This window comes from Pseudomonas sp. R43(2017) (assembly GCF_002112345.1).
Classification (GTDB): Bacteria; Pseudomonadota; Gammaproteobacteria; order Pseudomonadales; family Pseudomonadaceae; genus Aquipseudomonas; species Aquipseudomonas kribbensis.
In genome coordinates this window covers 148,774-165,751 of the sequence record NZ_NEHJ01000012.1, presented here as the reverse complement: position 1 = coordinate 165,751, position 16,978 = coordinate 148,774, and the positions used below count along the sequence as shown (strand labels likewise).

Here is a 16,978-nt window from a genome sequence, read left to right as displayed (position 1 = left end):
TTTTTTTGTTTTTAGCGTGTGTCGCTTCGCTTACCTCAAATCAGCATTGCCCGTTGATACGCGCAGCGACAGGTCAGTTGTCTTCATGAGGCTGCGTTTCTTCAAGATTACGGGCCAATGCGTAGTGAACGACCGACCGGGAAACGTTCTGCCGATCAAGCTTCTGGACATGTTCCAGCAAACCCGCGATCAAACGCTGCTTGCGCAGTTTTTTCTCTATTCGCACAAGAATGTAGAAAGCAATACCGATCAACAGGCCCCAGCCCGCGAAAAACCAGGTTCCAACAGACCCCAGCAGCAGTGCAAACCAGAAAGGTGTGCTGCTCGGTTTTGCCTCGACAAGTTCCGTGTAGATGTATTCGCCATCATCCAGCAAACCCGCGTCACCGCTGCGGTAATTACGCAGAAGCGCATAAATAATGTCGTCGGTCGTTTCGGTCGAGGCAGAAATAATCTGGACCTCATCACCTGGACGAACCTGGAAATTCAAGCGTGAAATGTCAATCGCACTCTCATCGCCCTCCTCGTCCCGGACCCAGATCACATCCTCTTCCCGGTGACGTGGTTCGCTGAGTTGATCGGCGCGAACAACCTTCCCTACCGTCTCCCAGAACTCGATCACGATGTTATCGAAGACATAATCCTTCATGGCAATTCCTTGAGATCCCTGCAGAACGATACGTAAAGGGAAAATACATTGGGCCCCGAATGCTACTGAGTGGCCACTACCCTGTCCAGAAAGGCGGCGAGAGTGGGCCTGCGACTGCAAGCCTTAAACAGCCTGAAACAATAAATCTGCCGTCGGTGGCTCCCCGTTCATTGGCCGCAATCGAGCTGATACGAACGCCGCTCACGACTTCAAGCCCTGTGCCGCGCTTTGGCAAGCAGATCAGCCCCGTGTTTAAAAAGGCGATCAGACAGCTCACCCTTGGTATCATCGCGCACACTTTTATGACGATTTGATGGCTGGAAGGTCTTTTTTGTGAGCGCTCTTTTTCAACGGCTTCGGCACCCCGACGCCCGTCTTCTTTCTCTGGTTTTTCTGGTACTGATCGTACCGGTGTGCCTGCGTGCGGCACTCGGCTGGTCGAGCCTGTTCGGCTATCTTTCGGACCTGGCCATCGGCAGCCTGCTGGTGGTTCTGTTGCATCGCCGGCCGTGGTGGCTGGCCCTGCCGGTGCTGGTGTTCTGGGGGCTGCTGGCGGTGGCGACGGCGGAACTGGTCAGCGCGGTCGGGCGCCTGCCCAATCCCCAGGATCTGCATTACCTGATCGACCCGCAATTCGTGGAAAACTCCACCGGCGGCGGTTTTGCCCATCCGGCGGTGGCCGGTGCCTTGCTGCTGGCCCTGTTGCTGTGGCTGGCGACGCAGTGGGCAAACCGCGGAACGCTGGCGCCGGCGTTGCCCCGCGCCGTGTGGTCGGCACCGGTGTTGCTGTTCGCCGCCCATTGGGGCGCACAGAATCTTTCGCCGAGCGACGCCGACCCATGGCGCCTGTACAACCTGCCGCATCAGTTGCTCGCCGCGCAGGTGGCCGACGCGCAGATGCAGGCCGAAGAATGGCTGGAGGGTGGTAGCGAAGTACCCGCGCCATCGATGGCCGGGCTCACCGACCTCGACTTGAACGGCCACTCGTTACTGGCCGCTAAAGGTCAGGCGCGCAACGTGCTGATCGTTGCCGTAGAAGGCATTCCCGGCGCCTACATCCGCGCCAATCGCGAGGCCATCGGCAGCCATTATCAGGAAGACCTGATGCCCAAGCTCAGCCGCTGGGCCGAGCGCGGCATGAACACGCCGGATTACGTATTGCACACGCACCAGACCATTCGCGGCCTGTACGCCATGCTTTGCGGCGATTACGACAAACTGAACAACGGCACGCCCAAAGGCGTGGAAATGCTGACCCAGAACGAACGCAACCAGGCCTGCCTGCCGGCCCAATTGCGTCAGAACGGTTTCACCACCCACTACCTGCAAGGCGCCGGCCTGCGCTTCATGGCCAAAGACAAGATCATGCCGCACATAGGCTTCGATGCGACCCATGGCCTGGAGTGGTTCACCAACGCCAACTACCTGGAATTCCCGTGGGGCAAGGACGACAAGGCCTTCTTCGAAGGCGCACTGGGTTACGTCGGCCAACTGAAGAAACAGAAAAAACCGTGGATGCTGACCCTGCTGACCGTCGGTACCCATCAGCCCTACTCCGCGCCGGATGAATACCTGCAACGCTACGACACACCGAAACAGGCCGCCGTCGGTTATCTGGACGATGCCCTGGACCAGTTCCTCAGCGGCCTCGAACGTCAGGGCGTGCTGAAAGACACGCTGGTGGTGATCACCTCGGACGAATCCCATGGCATCGATGGCGTGCGGCTCGCCTCGTCCTGGGGTTTCAACCTGACCCTGGCACCGGAACAGGCGCAGTTGCCACACCTGAACGCCGGGGTCTACGGACATGTCGATCTGAGCGCATCGATCCTCGACTACTTTGACCTGCCGGTGCCCGCCGCACTCAGCGGCCGTTCGCTGTTTCGCGACTACGACACCGGGCGCGAAATCATGTCGTTCACCAACGGCAAACTGCGCTACCACGACGGCCACGGCATCCTGACCGAGTGCGACATGCCACGCCGCTGCCGCGCTTACGTCAGTGAAGGCTTCATCGCCGAACGCGCCACGTTCAAGGGCAATGCCAGCGGCCAGAATGCGCGGCAGATTGCGGCCCGCGCCGATGCGCTGGACCTCTCGCTGCTGCGCACTCCACTGAACCAGCGCTATCAGTTCGGCAGCGACAACGTCATCCCGCTGCAAGCGCAGATCAAGGATGACTGGGCCGACAACCTGATCGGCGCGCAATACCTGGAAATGCCCAAGGGCTCGCACACCCGCGTACGCCTGACCGTGCGCTCGATGGATCCGCAACAGGCGGCGTACATCCAGCTCAAGGCCAAGGAGTTCGAACAGGACGTGCAACTGGGCCTGCCATCGGAAATGGTCGCCACGGCGGACCAGCCGCTGGAAATGGATTTCAGCTTCGACAACCCGCAACCGCGCAAGGCCTTCTCGTTCCACTTGCTGGGTTATGGGCTGGGGGCGGTGGAAGTCACGGATTTCAGCGTGATCACCGAGCTGCCGGGGCAACAGGATCTGCGGGAAGAACTCCCGGAAGACGACACCGCTCAATCGAGCTGATGCGGACGCCAGCGTCACGGGGTTCGCGGTTCGCGGTTCGCGGTTCGCGGTTCGCGGGACGCTGGCGCAGGGACGATCAGAAGGTAGTGCGCAACCCCACTTGAATGCTCCGCCCTTCTGCCGGCGCAATGTCGCGCAGGATCGAGCTGGCATAGCGCACGGTCTGGTTGGTCAGGTTCTCGGCATTGACGAAGGCCAGCCATTTGCTCTGGCCAACGTCGAAGTGATACCCCACATTCGCACCCAGCGTGGTGTAGCCATCGGTGCTGCTTTCATTGTCCGGTACCCGATGCTGGGAACTGGCGTGCTCCACATCGATCCGTGCCTGCCAGCGATCCAGCTCCCACAGCAGCCCGGTGTTCAAGCGCAGCGGAGCAATGCGCGGCAGATCCTGGCCGTTGTCGAGGTTCTTGGCCCGCGTGTAGTCGCCCGACAATTCCAGCGCAAACTTGCCGTAGGCACTCTCACCGAGCTGCCAGCGATCCTGGGCTTCGATGCCGCTGAAGCGTGCGCGGACACCGGAATAGGCATATTCGGGAATGCCGGCGGCGTCTTCTTCGCCTTCATCATTGAGGGTGCGCCCGGTGCCGAGCAAGCCGATGTAATTGGAGAAGTGGCTGTAGAACACGCCGACACTGCCCTTGTGCGTGCCATTGTCGAAACGCAGGGCCAGATCGCTGGAGACGGCTTTCTCTTTCGACAGACCCGCATCCCCGACTTCATAAGTGCCGGTCGCGACGTGGGCGCCGTTGGCGTACAGCTCGTAGAACGTCGGCGCCCGCTCGGTGTAGCCCAGCGTGGCGGCGACCGACCAGATCGGCGTCAGCGTGTAGACCGCGCCGGACGACAGACTGCCGGCGGTGAAACTGCTGGAGCGGTCGGCGTTGGCGAAGCGCTCGTTGCCTTTGGCGTCCGGGTCGACCGTGGTGTGTTCCAGGCGACCGCCGAGGGTGAACAGCAGGCGATCCGTGGCTTGCAACTCTTCCAGAATGAACAGTGCGCCGGCATTAGTATCGGTGTGCGGCACGAAGGCTTCTTCGCCCAGCGCCGAGAATTCATTGCGACTGACCTGCGCGCCGATCACCCCGTTGAACGGCCCCAACGGCTGGTGCCGGGCTTCGACCCGCGCTTCGTAACCCTTGTTCTTGAACGTAGTGCCGACTTCGCCGCCCTCGATCTCGCGATGCTGGTAATCGGTGTAACCGGCGTCGAACTTGACCGAGCTGAACGGCCCTTGGAGGTTGCGGATTTCCGAGGCGAACGCGTAATGCTCCTGCTGCATGCGAATCCGCACGTCGTCTTCGGCCGGTGAGCCGTAGTTGGAGTCGTAGTTGCTGTAAGACAGACCCGCGTAACCGTCATCCCAAGTGTACGAGCCGCCCACCGCGCCGCCGTCCTGGCGACCGTCGCTGTTGGCCAGGCGATGCTTGCTGGAGTCGCCATCGTCGCCCGCCCGTTCGCGGCTGCTTTTGGCGTAGCCGGGGATTTTCAGGTCGTTGAACTCGCGGGCGCTGGCGTCCAGGTGCAGGGCGAACTGACCGTTGCCGGCCTCGAGTTTGCCCGCGCTGCTGCGGGTGGTGTCGGCGCCGCCATAGCGCAGTTCGCCGGCGCCGTGGATGCCGTCGATGGCTTCGGTCGGGATGCGGTTGTCGAAGGTATTCACGACCCCGCCGATAGCGCTGCCGCCATAGAGCAACGCGGCAGGGCCACGGACGATTTCGATGCGGTCAACGTTGATCGGGTCCAACGGCACCGCGTGATCGTAGGACAGCGACGAGGCGTCCAGCGCACCGACGCCGTTGCGCAGAATGCGGATGCGATCGCCGTCCTGTCCGCGAATGATCGGACGACTGGCTCCCGGCCCGAAGTAGGACGACGACACGCCCGGCTGCTTGTTCAGGGTTTCGCCCAGGCTGCCCTTTTGCTGCAGCGTCAGGTCATCACCGCTCAACACCGTCGAGGGCGAAGCCAGGGTCTGGCTACCCAGTGGATTGGCAGTGATGACTTGAGGTTGCAGTTCGAGGGGTTCGGCAGCGAATGCGGGGGATGCGATCAGCAGCGCAGAGGCCAGCAGGCTTGGCGGGAAGGAGGGAAAACGGGCAGACATTTCTAGTATTCCGTAAGGCAGAAAGGAAGGGATCGATGCCACTGCCACACGGACATGTCAGTGACATCGATCAGATGAAATCATTTTTATGTTATACAATAACATTTCCAATGGCCATCATGATTCTTGCCCGATGTTTACAACAACCGCTCAAGGACGCGTCTTTCAGCACGCGGTATCGCCGCTTGCGCAAGCACGTCCTGCGTTTCTTCGAAAAAATCCTGAACAGACAGCGGTAAAAGACTTTGCCTATCAGCCACCAATAGTCGGCCTATTAGCTGACCTGCCCAGTCGGGTCTAGCCTTACTAATCCGAAGTCGGCACGAGCCGGCCGCAGAAGACCTGATAAGGACCCGAACATGGCAAATGAATCGAAATGCCCGTTCAATCACGCCGCCGGCGGTGGCACGACGAACCGCGATTGGTGGCCGAATCAACTGAACCTGAAAATCCTGAGTCAGCACTCGCCCGCCTCCGATCCGCTGGGCAAGGACTTCGACTACACCAAGGCTTTCAAAAGCCTGGACTTCCAGGCCCTGAAACGCGATCTGACGGCGCTGATGACTGACTCCCAGGACTGGTGGCCCGCCGACTTCGGCCACTACGGCCCGCTCTTCATCCGCATGGCCTGGCACAGCGCCGGCACCTATCGCACCGCTGACGGCCGTGGCGGCGCCGGCTCCGGCCAGCAACGCTTCGCCCCGCTCAACAGCTGGCCGGACAACGTCAGCCTCGACAAGGCCCGCCGCCTGCTGTGGCCGATCAAACAGAAATATGGCCGCAACATTTCCTGGGCCGACCTGATCGTCCTCACCGGCAACGTCGCGCTGGAATCCATGGGCTTCAAGACTTTCGGATTCTCCGGCGGACGTCCCGATGTGTGGGAGCCGGATGAAGATGTGTACTGGGGGTCGGAAAACACTTGGCTGGGCGGTGACACCCGCTACGGCAAACACCCCGAAGCCATGCAGGAACCGGGCGACGGCACCCTGGTCGCCGAACCTGCCGAGCACGGCCATGAACAGAGCCGCACCAACCAGGGCGAGCGCAATCTGGAAAACCCGCTCGCCGCCGTGCAGATGGGCCTGATTTACGTGAACCCGGAAGGCCCCGAGGGCAATCCCGACCCGGTGGCCTCGGCCCGGGACATTCGCGAAACCTTCGGCCGCATGGCCATGAACGACGAAGAAACCGTTGCCCTGATCGCCGGCGGCCACGCCTTCGGCAAGACCCACGGTGCCGGCCCGGCCGATAACGTTGGTCCGGAACCGGAAGCCGCCGGCCTCGAGCTTCAGGGCCTGGGCTGGAAAAACAGCTTCGGCAGCGGCAAAGGTGCGGACACCATCACCAGCGGCCTGGAAGTGACCTGGACCACCACCCCGACCCGGTGGAGCAACAACTATCTGGAAAACCTGTTCGGCTTCGAGTGGGAACTGACCAAGAGCCCGGCCGGTGCCCACCAGTGGAAACCGAAAAACGGCGCCGGGGCCGGCACCATTCCCCATGCTCACGACCCGAACAAACGCATCGACCCGACGATGCTCACCTCTGACCTGGCCCTGCGTTTCGACCCGGCCTACGAGAAGATTTCGCGGCGCTTCCTGGCCAATCCCGATCAACTGGCCGACGCCTTCGCCCGGGCCTGGTACAAGCTGATCCACCGCGACATGGGCCCGCTGTCACGCTATCTCGGCCCGGAAATGCCGCAGGAAGAACTGCTGTGGCAAGACCCGATTCCAGAAGCCAATCACCCGCTGATAGGCGACGCCGATGTCACCGCACTGAAAGGCAAAGTACTGGCGTCGGGGCTATCCGTATCGGAACTGGTCTCCACCGCCTGGGCTGCTGCTTCGACCTTCCGGGGCTCGGACAAACGCGGCGGCGCCAACGGCGGACGTCTGCGTCTGGCACCGCAACGGTTCTGGCAGGCCAACCAGCCGGAACAACTGGACAAGGTGCTCAAAGCCCTCGAAAGCATTCAGAGCGAGTTCAACGCCGGGGCGTCGGGCAAGAAAGTCTCGCTGGCGGACCTGATCGTGCTGGCCGGCAATGCCGGGGTCGAACAGGCGGCTAAAAACGCCGGCCATTCGGTCACCGTGCCCTTCTCTCCCGGCCGTACCGATGCGACTCAGGAGCAGACCGACGTCGAATCGTTCGGCTTCCTTGAACCGCACACCGACGGCTTCCGCAACTACGCCGCCAGCACCTATCGCGTGCCGGCCGAAGCGTTGCTGATCGACAAGGCGCAACTGCTGACGCTCTCGGCGCCAGAACTCACTGTGCTGGTCGGCGGTCTGCGCGTGCTGGACACTAACGTCGGCAAAACGAAGCACGGCGTATTTACCGACAAGCCCGGCGCCCTGACCAACGACTTCTTCCGCAACCTGCTGGACATGGGCGTGGAATGGAAACCGACGTCCAAGGCAGCGGACGAGTTCGAAGGCCGCGACCGCAAGACCGGCAATGTGAAATGGACAGGAACGCGCGTCGATCTGGTGTTCGGTTCCAACGCGATACTGCGGGCGCTGGCGGAGGTGTATGCCAGTTCCGATGCCAAGGAGCAGTTCGTCAACGACTTCGTTGCTGCGTGGGCGAAGGTGATGGATCTGGACCGGTTTGATTTGCGCAAATAGTTTTCACCCACCCATAAAAACGCCGCTCATCGAGCGGCGTTTTTTATTGCGCTGAAACAGCTTCAGGCAAGGCTTTTGCTGACCACTTCATACACATCACTGGACAGCTGACCGGACGCGAGGATCCGCTCCAGCTCCGCCTTCATCAACGCCTGACGAGCGCTGTCGTATTTACGCCAGCGAGTCAGCGGCGCCAATTGACGCGAAGCGATCTGCGGGTTGAAGCCGTTCAGCTCGATCACCAGATCCGCGAGGAAGCGATAACCCGAACCGTCCGCCGCGTGGAAGTTGATCAGGTTCTGCCCTGCGAACGCACCGACCAGTGCACGCACCTTGTTCGGGTTCTTGATGTTGAACGCCGGGTGCTGCATCAGGGCTTTGACCCGCGCCAGACCGCCCGGCAAGGTGCTGCCGGCCTGCACGCTGAACCACTGATCCATGACCAGCGGATTGTCCTTGAAGTGTTCGGCGAAACTGGCCAGGGCCTTGGCCTTCTCGGCGTCGAACGGCGAGTTGACCAGCACCGCCAGCGCGGTCAGGCGCTCGGTCATGTTGTCGCAACTGTCGAACTGCTCCAGCGTTGCCGCCAGCACTTCAGGCTTGCCGCTGAGCATCAGATACGACAGCGCAATGTTCTGCAACGCGCGACGGGCGAAATGCTCGGCTTCGGCCACGTACGGGGTCTTTTTCGACAGTTCGCGGTTGGCCTGATAACGCTGCCACAGGGCCTCGAACAGGTTGTCCGCCAGTTGCTGACGGGCAAATTCGCGGGCGGTGTGGATCGCATCCACGTCGGCGGTTTCGCTGATTTCGGTCAGGTAGGCTTCGCTCGGCAGCGAGAGCATTTCCGCGACCATCGCCTGATCCAGCGTCTGGTCAGCCAGCACAGTGCGCAGCGCGGAAATCAGACGTGGGTCGAGCACCAGGCTTTCGCCCTTCTGCTGCTGACCGATCAGTTCCTGCAACACCTGTACCGACAGTTGCTGGCCGGCATCCCAGCGGTTGAAACCGTCAGTGTCGTGCTGCATCAGGAACATTAGTTGATCGCGGTTGTACGGGAAGCTCAGTTTCACCGGCGCCGAGAAACCACGCAGCAAGGACGGCAGCGGCCGTTCGGCGATGTCGACGAAGGTGAAGGTCTGTTCGGCTTCGGTCACCGAGATCACTCGGGTAGTGCCTTGGGCCGAAGCGTCGCCGGCCAGACGCAGGGCAATCTCGTTGCCTTGGCTGTCGAGCAGGCCCAATTCCACCGGGATCACGAACGGCAGCTTTTCAACCTTGTCCGGGGTTTCCGGGCAGCTCTGGCGGAAGGTCAGGCTGTAGGTTTTCGCGGCGGCGTCGTAAGACTCGCTCACCGCCAGTCGCGGCGTACCGGCCTGGCTGTACCAGCGCTTGAACTGAGTCAGATCGACGCCGTTGGCATCTTCCATGGCCTTGATGAAATCGTCACAGGTCACGGCCTGGCCGTCATGACGTTCAAAGTACAGATCGCTGCCCTTGCGGAAGCCCTCGGCACCCAGCAGGGTGTGGATCATGCCGACCACTTCCGAGCCCTTTTCGTACACGGTCAGGGTGTAGAAGTTGGAAATCTCGATGAAGCTGTCCGGGCGCACGGCGTGGGCCATGGGACCTGCATCTTCGGCGAACTGGTGGGTACGCAGGTACGCCACGTCCTGAATGCGCTTGACCGTGGCCGAGTTCATGTCGGACGAGAAACCGGCATCACGGAATACGGTGAAGCCTTCCTTCAGCGACAGCTGGAACCAGTCGCGGCAGGTCACGCGGTTGCCCGACCAGTTGTGGAAGTATTCGTGGGCGACGATGGCCTCGACCCGCTGGTGCGCGGCGTCGGTGGCGGTTTCGGCGCGGGCCAGCACGGCGCTGGAGTTGAAGATGTTGAGGCCCTTGTTCTCCATGGCGCCCATGTTGAAGTCGTTCACGGCGACGATCATGAAGATATCCAGATCGTACTCGCGACCGTAGACCTCTTCGTCCCAGCGCATGGACTTCTTCAGGCTGTTCATGGCGTGCTGGCACTTGTCGATGTTTTCCGGCTCGACATAAATGCGCAGCGCCACGTTGCGGTTGGTCATGGTGGTGAAAGAGTCTTCAACGCACCACAAGTCACCGGCCACCAGCGCGAACAGGTACGCCGGTTTCATGAACGGGTCTTCCCAGGTCGCCCAGTGCCGGCCGTCTTCGCCGGGGCCGCTGGCGATCGGGTTGCCGTTGGACAGCAGCACCGGATAGCTGTGCTGCTCGGCGACCACCGTGGTGGTGAACTTGCTCATCACGTCCGGGCGGTCGAGGTAATAAGTGATCTTGCGGAAACCTTCGGCCTCGCACTGGGTGCAGAACATCGTGCCGGACTTGTACAGGCCTTCCAGCGCGGTGTTGGTTTCCGGGTGGATTTTGACGCTGGTGTCGACCGTGAAGGTTTCGCTCTTCGGCTGCAGGGTCAGGTGATTCTCGGTCAACTGGTAGTCGGCGGCGCTCAGTTCCTGGTCGGCCAGGGTTACCGAGAGCAATTCCAGCTGCTGGCCATCGAGCACCAGCGGCGGCAGGCCCGGGCCACGGGCCGGATTGCGGCGCATCACCAGTTGCGCGTGGACCAGACTGTGGTCCTCGAACAACTCGAAGGTCAGGTGTGTTTCATCGATCAGGTACTCGGGCGCCTGATAGTCCTTCAGGTAAATCATCTTCGGTTGTTCGGTGCGCATGCTGAAGTCCTTATTGATGCACGGCGAGCTGATAGGCCGTGTACTTGCGAATGTTGATCACGCCGGTGTCGAAGATCAGGTACTGACCCTTGATCCCCAGCAGCGTGCCTTCGGCAATCGGGTTCTTGTCCAGGTTGAAGCTGACGATCTTGGCCGGGTACTGCTCGACCGGGTAACGGATTTCCAGCGGCTCGACGTCGGTGACCGGCTGAATCGCCTGCAGACCGAAACGTTCCTGCAAGCCCTGCAAACCTTCGGCGCAGCTGGCGAACAACTGATCGCGCACCTCGGCAAGATCCACCGCCGCCGCATCGCCTTTGAGCAGTGCGCGCCAGTTGGTCTTGTCCGCCACCTGACTGCGAAACAGGTCTTCGACGAAACCGGACTGCTGGCGCGTGGCGACGCGCATGATCGGCAGCGCCTGACTGGCGCCCTGATCGAGCCAGCGGGTCGGCAGCTGGGTGGCGCGAGTGATGCCGACCTTGATCCCCGACGAATTGGCCAGGTAGACGACGTGGTCGGTCATGCAGAACTTCTCGCCCCACTCCGGTTCCCGGCAGGTGCCGGCGTCGAAGTGGCAGCGCTCCGGGCTCATGATGCACACGTCACACTGGGCCAGCTTGGTCATGCACGGGTAGCAGTAACCCTGACTGAAGCTGGTCTTGGTCTTGCGCCCGCAATGGGTGCAGTGAATCGCCCCCAGGTATTCCAGACGCACCGTGGTGCCGATCAACGGGTTGACCGGCACCTCGACGTCATCCAGACGAAACGCGTATTGCACGTTCGGCCCGTCCAGGCGCGCCGACATTTTGCTGATTGCACCGCGGCCAATCTCGATCAATGGATGGCGTCCGATTTGAACAGGATGTTCGGCACTTCGATCGACTTCGACGCACACTCCTGCGGGCCCATGTAACCAGTGCGTTCTTCTTCGGGCAGGTTCTGGATTTCCCAGGCGATCATCGCCTGCAGCGACAGCTCGCGCTGTTCGGCGGTAAGCTTGCCACCGTCGGACCATTTGCCGATCTCCACGGCCAGTTTCAGGCTCTGGTAGATATCCGGGGTGATGTTCTTGATCAGGTCGTTAAAAGAGGACATCAGGGTCTCCGTGCTCTTTATTCAAAAATTCAGGCGGCCAGTTTACGGCGGTTGTACAAACCGCCCAACAAACCGGTGAAGCATCCGATGAGTAACCCGCCGACGTGGGCGGCATTGGCGATCTGGCCGAAGCCGATCATCGAGATCAGCCCCGACATGCACACCAGCAACCACACCAGCATCATCACCAGCACGCCGCGCGGCAGGCGATAGGCCGGGTTCGGCGCCAGGAGCTGGAAGATCCAGCAGTGGCCGAGCAGCCCGTAAAGCACGCCGGACAGACCGCCAAACAGGCTCGGGCCGCTCCAGGCAAACTGTGCGTAGTTGGACACCAGGCTGAACAGCAACGTCAGGCCGATCAGGTTGATACTGCCCTGGCGCGACTCGATGCGCCGCCCCAATTCCCAGTACCACATGCCGTTCATGGCCAGGTGGAGGATGCCGAAGTGGATCAGCATCGGCGTGAACAGACGCCACCACTGCCCCGCCGCCAGGCTGTCGGCCAGTGAGGTGAAGTGGATGTAGTCGCCGACCACGCGAAAATCGAGGAAGGTCAGCCAGCGCATCGTGTCGAGGTTATCGCCCAGATACGTCAGGCCGCCGACCAGCAGGCTCAGCAACAGGATGAACCCGGTGGCCTTGGCGTGTTTCAGTTGCTCGGCGAAGCTCGGACGCTTGAAAGTCGGCGCCACCGGAATGTCCAGTTGCTGATCCGGGTCACCTGCCGGGAAGCGCTCATACAGCGAACGCACGTCTTCGCTGATTTCCGCCGGCACCCACAACACCTGCTCGCCCGATTCTTCACTGACGCGATGTGGCACCTGCATGCGTTGCAGCAGTTTGACGAAACCGCTCAGGTCCGCCGCCAGTGGCAGACGCAATACCGCTACCGCGCTCATCGCAGCACCTCCGGCCGCTCGACATCGACCCAGACAAATTTATGCGGATCCAGGCGAGTTTCCTGATCCAGACGATAAGCCACCAGTTTGCCGTAGAGCACGGCGCTGTAATCCAGGCACGCGAGGTTCGGGCGGATCGGCGCCGGTTTGCCGCTGCGCCAGTAATGGCCGACGAACAGCAACGGTTCATCGACGCCGTAACGCAGCAGGGAATTCTTTTCGCTGGAGGTCAGCGGCTTCTGCGCCACCGGCTCCGGCAAGGCGTCGGGCTGGAACACGATGTCGCCGTAGGTCTGCGGATCGTCTTCCCAGAATTTGGTGCGGAAGAACGAACGCACCAGACCGTCGCCGCTGGTCATGGTCAGACCATCCGGCAGGCGCATGTCGGTGCCGCGCAGCAGGCGATCGAACACCGTGCAGGCAAAGCTGCCCGGTACGGCGGAAGCCTGAAGGAAGTGCTCATCGATGCAGCCATCGGGGAACAGCGCGCGCAGCGGCTCGATCAGACCGGCATCCCAGCAGGCATGCACCACCCGGAAGCGTCCGGCGTCGACAAACAGCGGCAGCTCATAGAACCAGCGCTGGAAGTCGTGCCAGTCACCGGGATGGTCTTCGAACTGGGTCAGGGTTTCATGCAGCAAACGGGCATGACGCGGCGTGTGTTCGCGCACGAACTGCTTGCCGCTGCCAGGTGGCGCCGGTGTGCTCCAGCCCAGTGCGTTGAATTCGTGGTTGCCCATGATGCACAAGGCCTGGCCGGCCTCGACCATGTCGTGGACGATGTGCAGCGCCTCGCGAATCCGCGGGCCACGGTCGATGATGTCGCCGACGAACACGGCCATGCGCGAAGGATGCCGCCAGACTCCGCCCTGCTTGTGGTAACCGAGGCGGTCCAGCAGGTGTTCCAGGGTCAGGGCGCATCCGTGCACGTCACCGATCAGGTCATAACTGCGCGCGGGATCGAGCATCAGTCGCCTCCACCGCCCAGCTTGCTGCCCCAGCCGAGTTTGGTGCGGCAGACCTCGTAGTAGTTGTGGTCGAGTGGATGGATCAACCGCAGTTTCTGCGCTTTCTTGCTGACGGTGATGGTGTCGCCCGGCGCGCAGGTGAAGTGGTTCTGCCCGTCGCAGGAGACCTGCGGGTAGATCTGCATATCTTTGGACACGACGATTTTCAGCTCACTGTTGCCATCGACCACGATCGGTCTGCCCGACAAGGTATGGGGGTACATCGGCACAATCACAATAGCGTCGAGCTTGGGATGCATGATCGGGCCGCCGGCGGACAATGCGTACGCCGTGGAGCCGGTCGGCGTGGCGACGATCAGGCCGTCGGCCTTCTGGCTGCAGACGAACTGGCCGTCGATGTACAGCTCGAACTCGATCATCCGCGTCGATTTGCCCGGGTGCAGCACCACGTCGTTCAGCGCATCGCCCTGGCCGATGGCCTCGGCGTGGCGGCGGACTTCGGCCTGCAGCAGGAAGCGGTTTTCCACCAGATAGTGGCCGTCGAGTACTTCGGCGACCTTGATTTCCAGCTCGTCCGGGCGGATGTCGGTGAGAAATCCGAGGCTGCCACGGTTGATCCCGAGCACCGGAATGTTGTGCTTGGCCAGCGCCCGGGCCGCACCGAGCAGGCTGCCGTCACCGCCGACGACGATGACCATGTCGCAGACTTCGCCGAGCATCTTGCGCGACGAGGTTTGCAGGCCATGGCCGGGCAGGACTTCGGCGATAGTGTCTTCGAGGATCACATGCAGGTGACGATCGAGCAGAAAGCGTTTCAGTCGGCGGACGGTATCCAGCACCTGGGAACTGCCCAGGCGACCGATGATGCCGATATTACGAAATTGCTCCATGGGACTCCTGCTGGGGCTGCGACGGCGAAAACGACGATTATGGGCGAAAGCGCCGGATAGACAAAACCCTTTCAGCCCGAGAGTGCGCCTGCGTTTAAGGCTATGCTCGCAAGATGATCCTATTTCCCGATTTGCTCCAGTTGCCCCATCAGTTGCGCCACCCGGAAGTGCGCGATCTGGCGTGGGTGATCCTCGCCCCGCCGATGCTCGCCGCCACGCCGTGGCCGCAACGTCATCCGCTGGCGGGCAGCGACTGGGTGCACGACCCCGAGCGGCTGGCGCACTGGCTGCACCGGCTCGACCGTGACAGTTACGGCCTGCTGCAATGGCTGTCCCAGGCTCGCACCCGGCGTCTGGGCCTGTATTACGAACGGCTGTGGCAGTTTGCCGTGGAGCATGCGCCGGGGATCGAACTGATCGCCGCCAACCTGCCGATCCGCCGCGAAGGCCACACCCTCGGCGAACTCGACATGCTGCTGCGCGACCGTGACGGCGTGCATCACCTGGAACTGGCAATCAAGCTCTACCTCGGCCCGCAGAACGGTGACGGCCGCGATCCGGCAAAGTGGCTCGGGCCGGGTTGTCATGATCGACTGGATCGCAAACTGGCGCATTTAAGCGAACATCAACTGCCGATCTCCGCCCGCCCGGAAAGCCGCGAGGCCTTGGCGGCGCTGGATATCGAGTCATTCAGTGCGCAGTTGTGGCTGGGCGGTTATCTGCTGTATCCATGGCCCGGACAGTCCGAACCGCCGAGCGGCGCCCATCCGCAGCATTTGCGCGGCAGTTGGTTGCATCAAAAGGACTGGCCGGCATTTATCGCCCAGCGCCCGGCCGGACGCTGGCAACCCCTGCCCCGCCATGCGTGGCTGGCGCCGGCGCATTACCCGGCGGATCAGGCCTGGAGCCGCGAGCAGTTGCGGGCCTGGCTCGATGAGCTCGAACCGCTGGCCCCGGCGCAGTTGATGGTGCGCCTGACCGAAAATGCCCGGGGCGAATGGGAAGAAGCCGAGCGGCTGTTTCTGGTTTCGGATCTGTGGCCGAACGTGCCCGGCCAATCCTGATTTCTGTGCCGCCTGATCTGCCCCCTTCGCGAGCAAGCTCGCACCCACAGTGGAATGCATTTCAAATGTGGGAGCGGCGGTGCGACGATTCGACTTGCTCGCGAAGGGGCCGACTCGGTCTAAATGGAAAGTCTCACGGCGAGTGCCGCCAACGTAACCAAAAGAACCGGCACCGTCAGCACAATCCCGACCTTGAAGTAATAACCCCAGCCGATCCGGATGTCCTTGCGCTCCAGCACATGCAGCCAGAGCAGAGTCGCCAGACTGCCGATCGGGGTGATCTTCGGCCCAAGGTCGCTGCCGATCACGTTGGCGTAGATCATCGCCTCTTTCACGACACCGGTCGCCTGACTGGCATCGATCGACAGCAAACCGATCAGCACCGTCGGCAGATTGTTCATGATCGACGACAACAACGCGGTCAGCACGCCAGTGCCCATGGCCGCGCCCCACACGCCATACCCGGCAAAGGCATCCAGCCAGCCGGCCAGATGATCCGTGAGCCCGGCATTACGCAGCCCGTAGACCACCAGATACATGCCCAAGGAGAAAATCACGATCTGCCACGGCGCCTCTTTCATCACTTTGCGCGTGGAAATCTTGTGCCCGCGAGCAGCGATACCCAGCAACAACGCCGCGCACACGGCCGAGATGGCGCTGATCGGAATGCCCAGCGGCTCCAGGGCAAAACAGCCCACCAGCAGGATCACCAACACCGCCCAACCGGCGTAGAACGTGGCCTTGTCGTGGATCGCCGTCTCCGGGTGCTCAAGCTGTTCAGGGTCGTAGTCTTTTGGAATGTCGCGGCGGAAGAACCACAGCAACACCACCAGCGTGGCCGCAACGCTGACAAAGTTGACCGGCACCATCACCGCCGCATAACGATTGAAGCCGATGTGGAAAAAGTCTGCCGAGACGATGTTGACCAGGTTCGACACCACCAGCGGCAGGCTCGCGGTATCGGCGATAAACCCCGCGCCCATGACGAACGCCAGAGTCGCCGCCGGCGAAAAACGCAGCGCCAGCAGCATGGAAATCACGATGGGCGTGAGGATCAGCGCCGCGCCGTCATTGGCGAACAACGCCGACACCAGCGCACCGAGCAACACCATGAAGGCGAACAGCTTGCGCCCGCTGCCCCGCCCCCATCGCGCCACGTGCAACGCAGCCCAGGCAAAGAAGCCCGCCTCGTCGAGCAACAGGCTGATGATGATCAGCGCCACAAAAGTGCCGGTGGCGTTCCAGATGATCTGCCACACCAGCGGAATATCACTCAGGTGCACCACGCCAAAAATCAGCGCGACGATGGCGCCGAGCGTTGCACTCCAGCCGACCCCGAGGCCTTTGGGTTGCCAGATCACCAGGGTAATGGTCAGCAGGAAAATCAGTGACGCAGCGAGCATTCG

At 61.8% G+C, this 16,978-nt stretch carries 12 protein-coding genes; 3 read left to right on the top strand and 9 right to left on the bottom strand.

Annotated elements, in window-relative coordinates:
* Positions 1–73: 73 nt before the first annotated feature.
* Positions 74–649: a hypothetical protein gene (locus tag CAG02_RS29050; protein ID WP_085708577.1), complete on the bottom strand. Its 576-nt coding sequence runs from the start codon at positions 647–649 to the stop codon at positions 74–76.
* 333 nt (positions 650–982) lie between these two features.
* Between CAG02_RS29050 and CAG02_RS29040 the strand changes: the two genes are divergently transcribed.
* Positions 983–3,193: an LTA synthase family protein gene (locus CAG02_RS29040; protein ID WP_085708579.1), complete on the top strand. Its 2,211-nt coding sequence runs from the start codon at positions 983–985 to the stop codon at positions 3,191–3,193.
* Between the two features lie 76 nt (positions 3,194–3,269).
* On the opposite strand, the gene CAG02_RS29035 is transcribed toward CAG02_RS29040, so the two are convergent.
* Positions 3,270–5,300 (bottom strand): TonB-dependent receptor, encoded by a 2,031-nt coding sequence (locus CAG02_RS29035; RefSeq protein ID WP_085708580.1) that lies wholly within the window; start codon positions 5,298–5,300, stop codon positions 3,270–3,272.
* Between the two features lie 359 nt (positions 5,301–5,659).
* On the opposite strand from CAG02_RS29035, the gene katG reads away from it, so the two are divergent.
* Complete coding sequence (gene katG, locus CAG02_RS29025; protein ID WP_085708582.1) at positions 5,660–7,933, top strand: catalase/peroxidase HPI; 2,274 nt, start codon at positions 5,660–5,662, stop codon at positions 7,931–7,933.
* A gap of 62 nt (positions 7,934–7,995) precedes the next feature.
* Here katG and pepN read toward each other — a convergent pair whose 3' ends face one another.
* From pepN to CAG02_RS28995, 6 genes are read right to left on the bottom strand one after another with little or no spacing between them, the layout of a single operon-like run.
* Positions 7,996–10,653, bottom strand: coding sequence for an aminopeptidase N (gene pepN / locus CAG02_RS29020; RefSeq protein WP_085708583.1), 2,658 nt, complete (start codon positions 10,651–10,653; stop codon positions 7,996–7,998).
* A 10-nt stretch (positions 10,654–10,663) separates the two neighbouring features.
* Positions 10,664–11,494, bottom strand: coding sequence for a DUF2797 domain-containing protein (locus CAG02_RS29015; RefSeq protein WP_085708584.1), 831 nt, complete (start codon positions 11,492–11,494; stop codon positions 10,664–10,666).
* Positions 11,491–11,751: a YeaC family protein gene (locus tag CAG02_RS29010; protein ID WP_085698878.1), complete on the bottom strand. Its 261-nt coding sequence runs from the start codon at positions 11,749–11,751 to the stop codon at positions 11,491–11,493. Before CAG02_RS29010 ends, CAG02_RS29015 begins: the two co-directional genes overlap by 4 nt.
* 29 nt (positions 11,752–11,780) lie before the next feature.
* Positions 11,781–12,650 carry a rhomboid family intramembrane serine protease gene (locus CAG02_RS29005; protein WP_085708585.1) on the bottom strand — a complete coding sequence of 290 codons (870 nt, stop codon included), beginning with the start codon at positions 12,648–12,650 and terminating at the stop codon, positions 11,781–11,783.
* Entirely contained in the window at positions 12,647–13,621 is a 975-nt protein-coding gene (locus tag CAG02_RS29000) for a metallophosphoesterase (RefSeq protein ID WP_371856526.1), read from the bottom strand. Before CAG02_RS29000 ends, CAG02_RS29005 begins: the two co-directional genes overlap by 4 nt.
* Positions 13,618–14,508, bottom strand: coding sequence for an NAD(+) kinase (locus tag CAG02_RS28995; RefSeq protein WP_011333623.1), 891 nt, complete (start codon positions 14,506–14,508; stop codon positions 13,618–13,620). The genes CAG02_RS29000 and CAG02_RS28995 overlap by 4 nt, the downstream gene beginning before the upstream one ends.
* 113 nt (positions 14,509–14,621) lie before the next feature.
* Here CAG02_RS28995 and CAG02_RS28990 point away from each other — a divergent pair, with 113 nt between their 5' ends.
* Positions 14,622–15,572, top strand: a complete 951-nt coding sequence (locus CAG02_RS28990) for a DUF1853 family protein (protein WP_085708587.1) — start codon at positions 14,622–14,624, stop codon at positions 15,570–15,572.
* A gap of 119 nt (positions 15,573–15,691) precedes the next feature.
* Here the strand turns inward: CAG02_RS28990 and CAG02_RS28985 are convergent, their stop codons facing one another.
* Positions 15,692–16,975, bottom strand: a complete 1,284-nt coding sequence (locus CAG02_RS28985) for an arsenic transporter (protein WP_085708588.1) — start codon at positions 16,973–16,975, stop codon at positions 15,692–15,694.
* Positions 16,976–16,978 lie beyond the last annotated feature (3 nt).

Bases quoted from the DNA above. Each gene is read 5' to 3' on its own strand.
- CAG02_RS29010 (WP_085698878.1), bottom strand. From the start codon at position 11,751: ATGTCCTCTTTTAACGACCTGATCAAGAACATCACCCCGGATATCTAC.
- CAG02_RS29005 (WP_085708585.1), bottom strand. From the start codon at position 12,650: ATGAGCGCGGTAGCGGTATTGCGTCTGCCACTGGCGGCGGACCTGAGC.
- CAG02_RS29035 (WP_085708580.1), bottom strand. From the start codon at position 5,300: ATGTCTGCCCGTTTTCCCTCCTTCCCGCCAAGCCTGCTGGCCTCTGCG.
- CAG02_RS28995 (WP_011333623.1), bottom strand. From the start codon at position 14,508: ATGGAGCAATTTCGTAATATCGGCATCATCGGTCGCCTGGGCAGTTCC.
- CAG02_RS28985 (WP_085708588.1), bottom strand. From the start codon at position 16,975: ATGCTCGCTGCGTCACTGATTTTCCTGCTGACCATTACCCTGGTGATC.
- CAG02_RS28990 (WP_085708587.1), top strand. From the start codon at position 14,622: ATGATCCTATTTCCCGATTTGCTCCAGTTGCCCCATCAGTTGCGCCAC.
- katG (WP_085708582.1), top strand. From the start codon at position 5,660: ATGGCAAATGAATCGAAATGCCCGTTCAATCACGCCGCCGGCGGTGGC.
- CAG02_RS29050 (WP_085708577.1), bottom strand. From the start codon at position 649: ATGAAGGATTATGTCTTCGATAACATCGTGATCGAGTTCTGGGAGACG.
- pepN (WP_085708583.1), bottom strand. From the start codon at position 10,653: ATGCGCACCGAACAACCGAAGATGATTTACCTGAAGGACTATCAGGCG.